Source organism: Fibrobacter sp. UWB2 (genome assembly GCF_002210425.1).
Taxonomy (GTDB): Bacteria; Fibrobacterota; Fibrobacteria; order Fibrobacterales; family Fibrobacteraceae; genus Fibrobacter; species Fibrobacter elongatus.
The window spans coordinates 291,027-302,974 of sequence record NZ_MWQK01000002.1 but is presented as its reverse complement, the minus strand read 5'-3'; the positions used below and the strand labels follow the sequence as shown (position 1 = coordinate 302,974).

Sequence of the window (11,948 nt, the reverse complement as noted above, 5' to 3'; positions counted from 1 at the left end):
TTTCATTACTGATGATACAATTTTTTTATAACTAAAAAAGGAGCAGCATTCCGCCACACCTTTCAATTACAAATTAATTCACACAAGCTATCGTTTCAGTTTTTTCAGATTTTCCAAGCGATTGAGTGCTTCGTAAAGCGTTTCATCTTTCTTCGCGAAATGCAAACGAACAAGATGGTCCACCGGTTCGCGGAAGAAGCTCGAACCCGGGACAGCTGCAACGCCCACCTTCTGCGCCATATCGATGCAGAATTGTTCATCGGGCAATGTGCCGGCCGCGCATTTCGAAGCGCTACAAGATTCGCGGCGACCGTATCCGAATTCCGAAATATCAATCAGTACAAAATAAGCCCCTTGCGGTTCGGTAAAATGCAAACCGAGATTGCGGAGTCCGTTTGTAAATACATCCTTCATGTGCGTGTAATGCGCCTGCAAACCCGTATAGTATGAGTCGTCAAAACGGAGCGCCGTCACCGCAGCCTCCATCAACGGAGCCGCAGCACCCACCGTCAAAAAGTCATGAACCTTCTTGATGCGTTCCATAACCGGTTCCGCAGCAAGCACATAACCCAAGCGCCAACCCGTAATCGAGTAAGTCTTGCTCAAGCTGCTACATTCAATCGTGCGTTCGAACATTCCCGGGAGCGTCGCTATGTACGTGTGGCGATGCGGAGCAAAAAAAATATGCTCGTAAACCTCGTCTGTAATCACATATAAATCGTACTTGACGGCAAGCGATGCAATAATCGAAAGTTCTTCGTGCGTAAAAACCTTACCGCTCGGGTTCGCCGGATTGCAAAGCACCAGCGCCTTCACGCCAGGTTGCGCCATCGCACTTTCCAAGACGTTCGCATCAAAGCTCAAGTCCACCGGCGAAAGCGGCACATAAACAGGAGTCGCCCCGCACAAAATCGTATCGGCGGAATAGTTCTCGTAGAACGGCGAGAACAGCACCACCTTATCGCCCGGATTGCAGACCGACATCATCGAAGCCATCATCGCTTCGGTACTGCCGCAAGTAATCACTATCTCTTTTTGCGGATCGTAACGCAGCCCGCTAAAATGGAACTGCTTGTCGCTCAGCGCCTCGCGGAAATTCTGCGCGCCAAACGTAATCGCATACTGGTGCGGTCCCGTCAAAGCCACTTCCGAAAGACGCTTCGTGAGCGCCTCAGGCGGGTCAAAATCAGGGAATCCCTGCGACAGGTTAATAGCCCCGCAAGCATTGGCAATACGGGTCATTCGGCGGATAACGGAATCGGTAAAAGTTTCGGTGCGTTTACTTAACGGTTGCATGGCGGGGAAATTTAAAAATTTTTCTACTATTTATCCAATAGGAGAATTCTATGGTTAATCCCTTACATCCCATTGTTTCGGTGCTTAACACCGCCTTGTATGATTTCTACATTGTCCCGCTGTTTTTGATTGTAGCCGGGGTATTCCTTTCTGTCCGTTTGGGATTTCCACAAGTCCGCTATCTGATTGAAACATTCCGCGTCACCCGCGAAAAGCCATTGCACAAGCACGGGATTTCGTCATTTGCGGCATTGATGGTTTCGACCGCCTCCCGCGTCGGCACCGGAAACATCGTCGGCGTTTCTTCGGCCATTTGCCTCGGCGGCCCGGGCGCCATTTTCTGGATGTGGGTCATCGCCATCCTCGGCGCCGCCTCCGCATTCGTAGAATCCACCCTCGCCCAGATTTACAAACGCCATGATGACGTATCAGGGCACTCCTACGGCGGACCGTCCTATTACATCCAGACAGCACTCGGCAAACGTTGGCTAGGCGTTCTCTTCTCGGGCTTTGTGCTCCTCACCTACATCGTGGGCTACAACCTGCTCGCCTCGTACAACATTCAGGACTCCCTCACCGGCTTTAAATTCTACGACAAAGCATCGACACCGTTCATCGTCGGATTCATTTTAGCCGCCCTCTTCGCTCTTTGCATCTGGGAAGGCGCGAAGAAAATTTCCACCATCACAAGTTACCTAGTCCCCTTCATGGGAACTATCTACGTCATCGTTGCCTTCGGCATTATCATCTACAACATCTCGAATGTTCCTGCCATGTTCGGCACAATTTTCCAAAACGCATTTTCGTTTGACGCTGGATTTGGTGGCTTCGCCGGAAGCTGCATCATGTACGGCATCAAGCGCGGCCTCTACTCCAACGAAGCAGGTATGGGTTCTGCCCCAAACGCAAGTGCAAGTGCAAGCGTTTCGCACCCCGTCAAGCAAGGCCTCGTGCAATCGCTCTCCGTATTCATCGACACGCTCCTCATCTGCTCCGCCACAGCCCTCATGTGCCTCTCGACCAACATCGAACCCAGCAAGGACATTTCGGGAATCATTTACGTACAAAAGTCTCTCGCCTCCGTTCTCGGCAGCAACGGCGCCATCTTCATCACATTCTCCATGTGCCTCTTTGGCTACACCACGCTCATCGGTAACTACTACTACACCGAAGGCTGCCTCCGCTTCATCTTGAACAGGCGCCCAACCAAGAAAATCCGCAATGTATTCAAGACCATCGCGACCGCCATCGTCTTCTTAGGCGCCACATCCAGCGCATCGTTCGCCTGGGACAGCGCAGACCTTTGCCAAGGCCTCATGGTCCTCGTGAACATTCCCGTCATCTTGATACTCTCGCCAATTGCGATTAAAGCTCTCAAGAACTACACCGACCAAAAGAAGAAAGGCCTCGAACCCGTCTACATCGCAAAAGAATGCGGCGTCGAGCAACCCACCGATTACTGGAATCCCGGACAAAAGCTGTAAAAATAGCTGTATACACTCGCACAAAGGACAGGTTACTTCAACCTGTCCCTTTTTTTTATTTAGAAAGTATATAATCTAAAGTAAAAAAGCTACAAAATGTCATATTATGACAAATAAAGAATTTAAATTAAGAGTACCGGGAAAGCTCAACGAGGTATGCTATGATCATGGTCAAAGACGAAACTGGAAGAATCGAATTCTATAAGGAAAACGAAGACGATAAGATTTGGTGGGTCGATTACATTGACCAAACAGGCCTTCATGCAGTTTCTTTCGACAAGAAAAAGATTTTATTCCTTTTTGAAGATTATCCTCATAATTTTACACCAGAAGAAAAAGCCTTATTCGACAAGGAAAACCCCTATTGGGCTAATTTTTTCCACAAAAGGAAATAATCTTGAAATGGGGAAAAACGGCATCATCATAGATTAATACAGCCTTCAAGACTTATTTGCCGTACAATAGAAATACACCTGCAAGTAAACACAATCAAATACTTGCATTTACAATTAAAATGGAGTATATTTATGTACATGAGTACCGTAGCAAAAAATTTCCGCATCGATGCCGATCTGAGCAACCAAGCAAGCAAGCTCCTAGAGGGGCTTGGGCTTTCCATGTCTCAGGCGATTTCTATGTTCCTGCGGCAAGTGGTGCTACAGCAAGGCCTCCCCTTTGAAGTGAAGTACCCGAAACGTTCCGGCGAGCTTTTGGACGCGATTGAAGAAGCAAAGCAACTCGAAGCAGACCCGAAAACAAAACGCTATACGGATATGAACGAAATGTGGGCGGACCTTGACAAATGATATACGAAGTTATCTGGACTAGCCGTTTTAAGAAGGGTTATAAGCGCTGTCAAAAACGTGGGTTTCCATTAGAAGAGCTCAAGTCAGTTGTCGAAAAACTTCGAACGGATCAAGTTCTTGAAGAAACGTATCATGACCATGAACTTTCGGGGATATTCGAAGGAACGAGAGAACTCCATATTCGTCCCGACTGGCTTCTGTGCTATAGAAAGAACAACGGAATATTGACGCTCACCCTTGTGGATACAGGATCGCATTCTGATTTATTCGGAAAGTAACAAAATGGCAATTCCAACGGCATTTCGTTAAAACTGGTAACTAGTAACTACCAACTATTAACTATATTTGACCCACTATGTTTTCACAGCTGACTGATTCTCTAGAAAATACTCTCAAGAACCTGCGTGGGCAGGGCAAACTTACCGAAGAAAATGTGGCGGAATCGCTGCGTGAGGTGCGTCGTGCGTTCCTCGCTGCCGACGTGAACTTCAACGTGACCCGCGACTTTGTCAAGTCTGTCAAGGAAAAGTCCATGGGCGCCGAAGTGCTCAATTCCGTGACCCCGGGTCAGCAGATTGTGAAGATTATCCACGACGAGCTTGTGGCCGTCATGGGTGGCGAAACTAAGGAAATCAACCTCTCCGCACCTTCTCCGGTGGGCATCATGATGGTTGGTCTGCAGGGTTCGGGTAAGACAACTTTCGCAGGCAAGATCGCACTCTGGATGCGCAGCAAGAAGAAGAGGAAGCCGCTCCTCGTTGCCGCTGACGTTTACCGTCCGGCCGCTATCAAGCAGTTGCAGGTGCTCGGCAAGTCCATCGGCGTTCCGGTTTATGACGAAGGCCAGGGCAATCCGGTCGAAATCATCAAGCACGGCTACCAGTATGCTAAGGACAACGGTTTTGACCTCGTGATTTACGATACGGCAGGCCGTTTGCAGATTGACGAAGAGTTGATGCAGGAACTCGAAAAGGCCCGCGACGCGGTTCATCCGGACGAAATTTTGTTCGTTGCCGATGCTATGATCGGTCAGGAAGCGGTGAATGTCGCCGAGACGTTCTGGAACCGCCTGAACTTCACGGGCGTCTGCCTCTCGAAGATGGATGGCGATACCCGCGGCGGTGCAGCGCTTAGCATCAAGAAGATGACGGGCGTGCCTATATGCTTTATCGGTGTTGGCGAAAAGCTGAACGAAATCGACCTTTTCCACCCGGACCGCATGGCTAGCCGAATCCTCGGCATGGGCGACGTGGTCAGCCTCGTGGAAAAAGCTCAGCAGGTCATCGATGAAAAGGACGCCAAGGACCTCAAGAAAAAGATTCTCAACAACACGTTCGACTTGAACGACTTTTTGAAGCAGCTCCGCACGATCAAGAAGCTCGGCCGCATCAAGGACATTTTGAGCCTCATCCCGGGACTCAACAAGCTCCCGCTCGACCAGATTGACGAAAAGCAGTTGGTCTATGTGGAAGCTGTCCTCAGCTCCATGACGCCGAAGGAACGCAAGAAGCCGCAGATTATCGACGGCAGCCGCAAGGCCCGTATCGCAAAGGGTTCTGGCACGGATGCCGCCCGCGTGAACGCCGTGCTCAAGCAGTACGAAAGCATGAAGGAAATGTTCAAGAAGGTCGGCGATTTCGCCAAGCGCCAGAACAACGGCGGCACGATCGGCTCGAACTACACCCCGCCTAAAGACAAGAACAAGAAAAAGAAGAGATAATCGAACGCTCGGCGCTAGATATTCATTCTCGCGCCGATGGTTCTGATAATCGTATTGATGATTTCGTCGCGCCCGCCCTTGAGGGACATCTTGTTCCTGTACATCATGGCGTCGGCGCGTTCAAATACAGCGGCAGTATTCTTGTCGTGACCTTTGTCATACACGGAAATGCCGCAAGCCACAATAACCTTGTCTTCTTCGGCATTGCGCTTTACGGTTTCATAAAATTGCTGTGAAAGCTCTTCGCGGTTAGTGAAATCAGACCCACGCAAAACTACAACAAATTCATCACCGCCCACGCGGAATACGGGGCTATGCTTAAAGGTTTCGCAAATAAGCTTAGCCGCATCCCTGATATATATATCACCCGTCTTGTGCCCTTGCGTATCGTTTACAGTCTTGAGGCCGTTCACATCACAGAGAGCAATCGCAAATTCAATATCCTTACCGCACTTGATTTGCTCATCCAATTTCTTTTCGAATTCGCCGTAAGCGTTCTTGTTCCTGATGCCGGTCAAATCATCGTGGCGAGCCTTTTCATAATTGGCACTCGCCTCTTCCCTGATTTTCTGTTCACGGCGCACCTGCGCATCCACGTTGGTCACGCTGATAACGACATGATTCTTGTCGGCATAGACAGCCACCAAATTCACGTACATCGGACCATTGGGGCTATTCAGTCGGTACGTCATCGAGAACACACCATGTTCATCGAGTTCACGCAAGAAAGCTTCTCGCTCTAAAGCGGCAGTAATCAAAGGAATATCTTCACTATAGATGACCTGCATGGCATCCTTCTTCAGCTGATTGAAGAAGTCATCGCCTTCAACCGTAATGTTCAACTCGCAGAATAAGCGTTCACTCTTGTACTGTGCAAAATGGTCTGTCACCAAATCCACCATGTACAAGGCATCATAGCGCTCAGCAAGCGCCATCACAATTTGTCCGTAAACCTTGCTCTTGGACGCCTTCTGTTCCAATTCCAATCGTTCACGTTCCTGCTTATCAATGTTGGTCACACCGATAATCAAATATTCCCGCCCCTGCGAACGGCCAAGGACAGCCTTCATCTGGAACCAGACGGGTTCCCCTTCCACCAGCAGACGGTACTTGAAATTAAAAGCGTTATCGTCTTGAATCGCTTTCAAGAGCGTTTCGCGGTTGATATGCTCCGAGAACGACTGTTTGTCTTCGGGATAGACGACGGCTTCCATATTGACCTTCGTATCCGCCCAAAAATCTCGCGTATCGGTCAGTTCTAGCTTGGTATGCTTGCCTCGAAATGCAAACATAGCATACTGATTAGTCTCGTTATCGACAAAGAATACGCACTCGTAATCAAGTGAATGTGCTGATGCAACATCTTCAAAAGTCAATTGCATATCCATAGAATGGCCCCTCAAATCACTATACATACTTAATATAACTCTTTATTTGGGGAGAAAATCGAAAAACAACTAGAATTCAGCCACAGATTGTAAGAAGTTTGAAGTATATCACACACTGCCATACGCAGGACTCAAATTTGGCGTTTTTGAATGAGTTTCGGCAATTTTATAGATTTTCGCACCGCTCAATAAATTAATTTATAAGAAAAGGACGGATTTTTTTTTCATTGCCGTCCTTTACACACAAAAGCAAGTTTGCTATATTTGGCATCAAAAGAACTAAAACCCCGAAATTTCGGGAAAAACCCCATAAAGAGGTATAAAATGGCAACTGTTATCCGTCTCGCCCGCTTCGGCAAGCGTCACAACCCGATCTACCGCATCGTCGTCATCGACAACCGCAAGGCTCGCGACGATAGCTTTATCGAACAGGTCGGTTTCTTCAACCCGAACCTCAAGCAGCCGGAAATCCGCTTCGAACAGGAAAAGGTCCTCAAGTGGCTCTCCGTCGGTGCACAGCCGTCTGACACGGTCAAGTCTCTCCTCAAGAAGACTGGCATTTCTGACTTGTTCCACGACCTCAAGGCCAACCGTTCCATCGAAGGCAAGGCTCCGGTCGCTCGCGAAATCAAGTCCAAGCAGCGCAAGTTGAGCCCGAAGGCTCAGGCTCGCCTCGAAGCCGAAAAGGCTGCCAAGGAAGCTGTTGAAGCTCCGGCCGCTGAAGAAGCACAGGCTTAATTACGCCTTTAATAAAGAGTCTCGTGCCGCATGCACGGGACTTTTTTCTTTAGCAAACCACAAACAACCATCTCTCGTCTCTAGTCTCTCGTCTTTCTTCTAAGAAATGCCCGATTCCGAAGAATTCATCACCGTCTGCCAGCTCATGCGTGCGCATGGCGTCAAAGGCTACATCAAAGCGATGCCCCTGACCCACGACCTGACTCGCTGCAAGAGCCTTAAAGACGTGCGCGTTCAAAAGAGGAATGGCGAAGTTTTGGAACTCACCCTCGAAGATGCCAAGCAGGCAAACAACCTCTGGCTTTTGAAATTCAAGGGTTTCGACACTCCAGAAGCACTCTCCCCGCTCGTCAATGGCGACGTCATGATTCCCGAATCCGAACGTCTCCCGCTCCCCGAAGGCGAATACTATCTTGACGACCTGGAAGGTTTCCGCGTCCACACCGAAGACGGTCGCGACGTCGGTGAAGTCATCGAAGTGCAAGAACTGATGACGGTCGATGCGTTCCTCATCAAGTTCGACCTTGCCGTGCAATCCGAATTCAGCAGCAAGTCCATCCTCGCCCCTTGGATTGACGATTGCATCAAGGAAATCAACGACGAAGAAAAGTTCATTGTTTGTGATAGCGACTATTTAAAATCCGTTTGCCCGGAGGAACGATGAAGATCGACTGCATCACCATCTTCCCCGAAATGTTCGCGCCGATGAAAAGTTCAATCATGGGCCGCGCACAGGCAAAAGGCTTGTTTGAGTTCAATACAGTCTATCTGCGAGACTTCGCCATCAACGCCTATGGGCAGGTGGACGATGTTCCGTACGGTGGCGAACCGGGCATGGTACTCCGTCCCGAACCGCTTGCGAAGGCCATTCGCAGCACGGGAGTCAAGGAAGATGGCGGAAAAGTCATCTACCTCACGGCAGATGGCGTCCCCTTCACACACAAGATTGCCAAAGAACTCTCTCAAGAAAACCACCTTGTACTTGTCTGCGGACACTACAAGGGAATCGATGACCGCATCCGCCAGACCGAGGTCGACATGGAAATTTCCATCGGCGATTTTGTCGTGAGCGGAGGCGAACTTCCGGCAATGCTCGTCACGGACGCCGTAGTGCGACTGCTGGACGGCGCTCTGGGCCACAAGGAATCCGGTGAAACGGACTCCTTCGCGCAAGGCGTTTTGGGCTGGCCTGTCTACACCCGCCCCGAAGAATTCGAAGGAAAAAAGGTGCCTGAGGTGCTACTTTCCGGTCATCACAAGAACATTTCAGAGTGGAGACGTCAAGAATCGTTAAAAAGAACGCAAGAAAGACGCCCCGACATCTTTAAAAATCTTGAAATAAATACTACATTTGGCGACAAATAATAACGAGGTACACATTATGTCCCTGAACATTGAAGCAATCCAAAACGAAAATTTGAAGACCGACCTTCCGGAATTCCGTGCTGGCGATACCGTTACCGTTAACGTCAAGGTTATCGAAGGTACCAAGGAACGTATCCAGCCGTTCAAGGGCGTCGTTATTCAGCAGAAGAACTCTGGCATCGGCAAATCCATCACGGTCCGCAAGATGTCCGGTGCAGTCGCTGTCGAACGTATCTTCCCGGTCAACTCCCCGCGCATCGACTCCATCGTTGTCGAACGCTCCGGTAAGGTTCACCAGGCTCGCATTTACTACATGCGCGACCTCCGCGGTAAGGCTGCACGTATCGAAGAACGCCAGGCTTAATTAGCCGGACTTCGAAGGCGGTTATTTCCCGATGATTACGGGGAATTCGCAACCAAGACTTATCCCGCCCACGCGACTCCGCGTGAAGGCGGGTTTTGTTGTATCCTCACCAGAGGACGAAGACAAGAAAATCATCCTTTTGAACGAAGGTGAGCTTGTCGCACTCGATCCAAAAGCGAACAACAAGGTCGTTTTCAAGATCCATCCCGGAAATCTCGTGGGCGTAGGCGCCCTGCTTGAACGCGAACCCGTACGCTATATTTTCCAGGCGACCACCGATTCAACCATCACCATCATCAATGACGAGTGCATGGAATCCGAGCTAAAGGCGCTCCCCGTCTGGCTTTTGGCAGCCATCAAGGCAATTTCGGCCAAAACGCGCCGTATCAACGAGTCCATCCGCGCCGCAAAGACGGAAAATCCGCTCGAAAGCCTCGCCTCTTTCTGCAAATTCTACAGCAAAGACGAAATTTTGCAAAAGCAGTTGCTGTTGCAAGAATTCTCGTGGCTCACCAAGACGCCGTTCCTAGTCGCAAACGAAGCTCTAAAGACGCTTATCCGCCGCAAGATGCTCATCCCGCAAGCCAACGGCTCGACGCTAACCGTCCCGGACCCGCGCCTTCTCGAAATTTTTGCGGATTACCTCAAGACGCAAGAACTTGAACTTCCGTGGCTACCATTCAAGCTCACGCTCCAGCAAAAGAGATGTCTCGTCTGGCTATCGACACTTGAGCCTGACACGACCATAGACGGTTCCGCATGGATGAATTTATTCAAGGAACACAACCTTGAAGTTGGCGTTACAGACTGGCTCCAGATGCAGCAATTTGAATGGTTCATCGAAAAAGAGAACCATCTTTTCTCCCTTAATTTTGACAAAGTAAATTACTATTTATTGGCTTTGCAGTACGAGCCAAATCTCAAGGGGACGGTCAAATGATTTTGAGAGAAGGCGAAAATCTCTGCCTGCAAGGTGACCTCACCCATTCATTTTACATCGTCAAAAGCGGTGCGCTTACAGCAACTTCCAAGGACGAGCAAAACGGTACGCAAGTCCTGAATTTCGGCCCAGGTTCCACATTTGGCGAACTCAGCCTCATCGCAGGCGAGCCCATGGAATACACGGTCCACGCCGAAGAAGACTGCGAAATCGAAGTCGTTCCGCAAAGCACCTTGCACGACACAATGAAAGAGCAGCCCATCTGGCTCAAGTCCATTCTCGCGTTCCTCACACAACGCAACCACATCGCGCAAGAGAACAAGCGCAAAAGCGACTTGATAACAACTTTCCCGTCGCTGTTGTTCGTGCTTTCGAGAGTGCCGGCAAAAGATATTAGTTTAGTCGCACTACAAGACGAAATCGCTCAATTTTCAAAGCTCTCCGCACTTGGAACATACAAACTATTAATTATTTTACAGGACTTCAAGCTCGTCCGTTTGCAATCGGAATCCGTATCTGTAGAGAACAAGCCACTGATCAAGATTCTCTACGAGACGCTCCGCCATCGCGCCATTTACAAGAGCACATCGCCGAACATTCTTTCGCTTACCGACCAGGCTATCCTCACCGCATTCGTGAAAGCCGCCTGCGACAAAGGCGAGCTCCAGTCCGACGGTCTCGTTGCAGTAAACTTGAACGATTTGATTGAGCAGACCAAGCGTACCATGCACGGGATGAGCCTCACCCCGCGCAATCTCGAAACGCTTTTGCAAAAACAGCTCCTCAAAGAGCTCCCCAAAGAAAAATATTGCGCCAACTTCGACAAGCTCCTAAACCTGCTCGAACTCAATCGAATCTACCCGTTGCTAGACAAGAAGCTACTCTAAATTTTCTATTTTTATTCCGTATCAAACAATAAACCTCAATAGAACAAGGTTCAATATGAAACTCTCTGCACTTCTCGTGACACTTTCCTCCATCGCCGCATTTGCTCAAGACGCAGCACAGCCGGAACAGCCGGGCGCTCTCGCTAGCTTCCTCCCGCTCATCCTCCTCTTTGTGGTGATGTGGCTCTTCTTCATCCGCCCGAAGCAGAAGGAAATGAAGCAGATGGACGAAATGCGCAAGCAGCTCAAGAAGGGCGACAAGGTCATGACAGCCGCTGGCATCATCGGCACCATCGCTAGCATGGAAGAAAACATCATCACGCTCCGCACTGGCACCTCCACCATCGAATTCGAAAAGGCTGCCATTCTCCGCGTCATCAACAACGACACTTCCGCTAAAGCCGAAGAAAAGAAGTAATCATGGCCATTCTCCCCATCAGAATTTACGGTGACCCGGTGCTTCGCAAAAAGTGCGAACCCATCACCGAAATCACGCCGGAACTCCGCCAGCTCGCCAAAGACATGCTCGAAACCATGTACGATGCTCCGGGCTGCGGCCTTGCCGCCCCGCAGATTGGCAAGAACATCCGTCTCGTGGTCATCGACACCGCCATCCCAGGCGAAGAAGATCCTCGCCCCTACATCATGTTCAACCCCGAATGGGAAGCTGAACCGGATGCCAAGAACGTCGATTACGATGAAGGTTGCCTCTCCCTCCCGGAAATTTTCTGCAACGTTGTCCGTCCGGACCGCGTGACAGTTCGTTTCTTTGACATCAATGGTGAAGCCCAGGAAATTCATAACTGCGAAGGTCTGTTCGCCCGCTGTATCCAGCACGAATGCGACCACCTCAACGGCGACCTCTTTGTCGATAAGATCTCGACGTCGGACCGCACGATGAATCAGTCCAAGCTCCGCAAAATGGCAAAAGAAACCCAGGCGAAGCTCAAAAAGAAATAA

General features: G+C 49.7%; 15 protein-coding genes. 13 read left to right on the top strand and 2 right to left on the bottom strand.

Annotated features, from left to right (window positions below; translation table 11 throughout):
* Window positions 1–87 precede the first annotated feature (87 nt).
* Window positions 88–1,296, bottom strand: a complete 1,209-nt coding sequence (locus B7982_RS04625; protein ID WP_088659744.1) for a pyridoxal phosphate-dependent aminotransferase — start codon at window positions 1,294–1,296, stop codon at window positions 88–90.
* A gap of 50 nt (window positions 1,297–1,346) precedes the next feature.
* On the opposite strand from B7982_RS04625, the gene B7982_RS04620 reads away from it, so the two are divergent.
* The 5 genes from B7982_RS04620 to ffh all read left to right on the top strand — a co-directional run bounded on the left by B7982_RS04620 (window position 1,347) and on the right by ffh (window position 5,306).
* Entirely contained in the window at window positions 1,347–2,780 is a 1,434-nt protein-coding gene (locus tag B7982_RS04620) for a sodium:alanine symporter family protein (protein ID WP_088659743.1), read from the top strand.
* A 161-nt stretch (window positions 2,781–2,941) separates the two neighbouring features.
* Window positions 2,942–3,175 carry a hypothetical protein gene (locus tag B7982_RS04615; protein ID WP_198953210.1) on the top strand — a complete coding sequence of 78 codons (234 nt, stop codon included), beginning with the start codon at window positions 2,942–2,944 and terminating at the stop codon, window positions 3,173–3,175.
* A 138-nt stretch (window positions 3,176–3,313) separates the two neighbouring features.
* Window positions 3,314–3,586: a type II toxin-antitoxin system RelB/DinJ family antitoxin gene (locus B7982_RS04610; protein ID WP_198953207.1), complete on the top strand. Its 273-nt coding sequence runs from the start codon at window positions 3,314–3,316 to the stop codon at window positions 3,584–3,586.
* Window positions 3,586–3,864 (top strand): type II toxin-antitoxin system YafQ family toxin, encoded by a 279-nt coding sequence (locus tag B7982_RS15210; RefSeq protein ID WP_369833073.1) that lies wholly within the window; start codon window positions 3,586–3,588, stop codon window positions 3,862–3,864. The genes B7982_RS04610 and B7982_RS15210 overlap by 1 nt, the downstream gene beginning before the upstream one ends.
* A gap of 77 nt (window positions 3,865–3,941) precedes the next feature.
* A complete protein-coding gene (ffh, locus tag B7982_RS04600; RefSeq protein ID WP_014547033.1) occupies window positions 3,942–5,306 on the top strand; it encodes a signal recognition particle protein in 1,365 nt (454 codons plus the stop codon).
* Window positions 5,307–5,320: 14 nt separating this feature from the next.
* On the opposite strand, the gene B7982_RS04595 is transcribed toward ffh, so the two are convergent.
* Window positions 5,321–6,694, bottom strand: a complete 1,374-nt coding sequence (locus B7982_RS04595) for a GGDEF domain-containing protein (RefSeq protein ID WP_088659740.1) — start codon at window positions 6,692–6,694, stop codon at window positions 5,321–5,323.
* A gap of 324 nt (window positions 6,695–7,018) precedes the next feature.
* Between B7982_RS04595 and rpsP the strand changes: the two genes are divergently transcribed.
* From rpsP to def, 8 genes are all read left to right on the top strand, one after another.
* On the top strand, window positions 7,019–7,432 hold the full coding sequence (gene rpsP, locus B7982_RS15160) for a 30S ribosomal protein S16 (RefSeq protein WP_088659739.1): 414 nt from the start codon (window positions 7,019–7,021) through the stop codon (window positions 7,430–7,432).
* Between the two features lie 106 nt (window positions 7,433–7,538).
* Window positions 7,539–8,096 carry a ribosome maturation factor RimM gene (gene rimM, locus B7982_RS04585; RefSeq protein ID WP_088659738.1) on the top strand — a complete coding sequence of 186 codons (558 nt, stop codon included), beginning with the start codon at window positions 7,539–7,541 and terminating at the stop codon, window positions 8,094–8,096.
* On the top strand, window positions 8,093–8,797 hold the full coding sequence (gene trmD, locus B7982_RS04580) for a tRNA (guanosine(37)-N1)-methyltransferase TrmD (protein WP_014547027.1): 705 nt from the start codon (window positions 8,093–8,095) through the stop codon (window positions 8,795–8,797). The genes rimM and trmD overlap by 4 nt, the downstream gene beginning before the upstream one ends.
* A gap of 16 nt (window positions 8,798–8,813) precedes the next feature.
* On the top strand, window positions 8,814–9,161 hold the full coding sequence (gene rplS, locus B7982_RS04575) for a 50S ribosomal protein L19 (RefSeq protein WP_073424632.1): 348 nt from the start codon (window positions 8,814–8,816) through the stop codon (window positions 9,159–9,161).
* A 31-nt stretch (window positions 9,162–9,192) separates the two neighbouring features.
* A complete protein-coding gene (locus B7982_RS04570) occupies window positions 9,193–10,101 on the top strand; it encodes a Crp/Fnr family transcriptional regulator (protein ID WP_088659737.1) in 909 nt (302 codons plus the stop codon).
* A complete protein-coding gene (locus B7982_RS04565) occupies window positions 10,098–10,988 on the top strand; it encodes a Crp/Fnr family transcriptional regulator (RefSeq protein ID WP_088659736.1) in 891 nt (296 codons plus the stop codon). The genes B7982_RS04570 and B7982_RS04565 overlap by 4 nt, the downstream gene beginning before the upstream one ends.
* 55 nt (window positions 10,989–11,043) lie before the next feature.
* A complete protein-coding gene (gene yajC / locus B7982_RS04560; protein ID WP_088659735.1) occupies window positions 11,044–11,406 on the top strand; it encodes a preprotein translocase subunit YajC in 363 nt (120 codons plus the stop codon).
* Between the two features lie 2 nt (window positions 11,407–11,408).
* The gene (gene def / locus B7982_RS04555) at window positions 11,409–11,948 is read left to right on the top strand and encodes a peptide deformylase (RefSeq protein WP_088659734.1); all 540 of its coding nucleotides are present in this window, start codon (window positions 11,409–11,411) and stop codon (window positions 11,946–11,948) included.

Bases quoted from the DNA above. Each gene is read 5' to 3' on its own strand.
- B7982_RS04625 (WP_088659744.1), bottom strand. From the start codon at position 1,296: ATGCAACCGTTAAGTAAACGCACCGAAACTTTTACCGATTCCGTTATC.
- B7982_RS04620 (WP_088659743.1), top strand. From the start codon at position 1,347: ATGGTTAATCCCTTACATCCCATTGTTTCGGTGCTTAACACCGCCTTG.
- B7982_RS04615 (WP_198953210.1), top strand. From the start codon at position 2,942: ATGATCATGGTCAAAGACGAAACTGGAAGAATCGAATTCTATAAGGAA.
- B7982_RS04610 (WP_198953207.1), top strand. From the start codon at position 3,314: ATGAGTACCGTAGCAAAAAATTTCCGCATCGATGCCGATCTGAGCAAC.
- ffh (WP_014547033.1), top strand. From the start codon at position 3,942: ATGTTTTCACAGCTGACTGATTCTCTAGAAAATACTCTCAAGAACCTG.
- B7982_RS04595 (WP_088659740.1), bottom strand. From the start codon at position 6,694: ATGGATATGCAATTGACTTTTGAAGATGTTGCATCAGCACATTCACTT.
- rpsP (WP_088659739.1), top strand. From the start codon at position 7,019: ATGGCAACTGTTATCCGTCTCGCCCGCTTCGGCAAGCGTCACAACCCG.
- rimM (WP_088659738.1), top strand. From the start codon at position 7,539: ATGCCCGATTCCGAAGAATTCATCACCGTCTGCCAGCTCATGCGTGCG.
- trmD (WP_014547027.1), top strand. From the start codon at position 8,093: ATGAAGATCGACTGCATCACCATCTTCCCCGAAATGTTCGCGCCGATG.
- rplS (WP_073424632.1), top strand. From the start codon at position 8,814: ATGTCCCTGAACATTGAAGCAATCCAAAACGAAAATTTGAAGACCGAC.
- B7982_RS04570 (WP_088659737.1), top strand. From the start codon at position 9,193: ATGATTACGGGGAATTCGCAACCAAGACTTATCCCGCCCACGCGACTC.
- B7982_RS04565 (WP_088659736.1), top strand. From the start codon at position 10,098: ATGATTTTGAGAGAAGGCGAAAATCTCTGCCTGCAAGGTGACCTCACC.
- yajC (WP_088659735.1), top strand. From the start codon at position 11,044: ATGAAACTCTCTGCACTTCTCGTGACACTTTCCTCCATCGCCGCATTT.
- def (WP_088659734.1), top strand. From the start codon at position 11,409: ATGGCCATTCTCCCCATCAGAATTTACGGTGACCCGGTGCTTCGCAAA.